The sequence below is a fragment of the Citrobacter sp. VF227 genome (genome assembly GCF_052950715.1).
The window spans coordinates 1-578 of sequence record NZ_JBRFVF010000183.1; the positions used below are offsets into that span (position 1 = coordinate 1).

Consider the following 578-nt stretch of genomic DNA (forward strand, 5'->3'; position numbering starts at 1 on the left):
AACCTGCAGGCAGTCAGGCTGAAGCCGCTACAGCGGGGCGGGCTGCAGACCTCCGTGAAGTGCGCGTGGCGGCATCTGCTCGCCGCGTTCGATGGCGAGGCTGACCTGCAGGCTGGTGATCAGGCGTTGCAGCTGTTGCTGATCGCGCCACTGTTCCGCACTGATGAAACGCTTCACCGCGACGCCCTCGGCGCCGGTCAGGGTCAGCAGGATGCTGCCGTCCGGCTTCTCGATGCTGAAGTTGACGTTGTAGCGGGGACGAAACACATCACTGATCTTCTGGAATGGACTCGTCATGCCTAAGTACCTGTATAGGGGGGTTGCCAGCAATGGACCCGGTAAGGCGATGACAAGTTTCCCGGGCGCAGCGTGTCCTGACTGCTGCAAAACGCCGCAATGCTCCTTGGCGTTACGCCTGGCTGCTCAGCTCGGCCAGCGCTTCCGGGCTGCTCTTGAAGGCCTTGGCGAACAGCTCACGGTGCCGCGCCATGAAGATCCCGATATCTTCGGCCTGCTGCTCACTCAACGAGGGCGATGCCTGTTGCAGTACGGCCGCGAGCGCCTCGGCCAGCTCAAGC

2 protein-coding genes are annotated in these 578 nt (G+C 62.8%); both read right to left on the reverse strand.

The features are described 5' to 3' along the window. Positions 1–27 precede the first annotated feature (27 nt). Entirely contained in the window at positions 28–297 is a 270-nt protein-coding gene (locus ACU8YC_RS25790) for a DUF3509 domain-containing protein (RefSeq protein WP_014597494.1), read from the reverse strand. 112 nt (positions 298–409) lie between these two features. Next, positions 410–571, reverse strand: a complete 162-nt coding sequence (locus ACU8YC_RS25795; RefSeq protein WP_446896078.1) for a YebG family protein — start codon at positions 569–571, stop codon at positions 410–412. Positions 572–578: the final 7 nt, after the last annotated feature.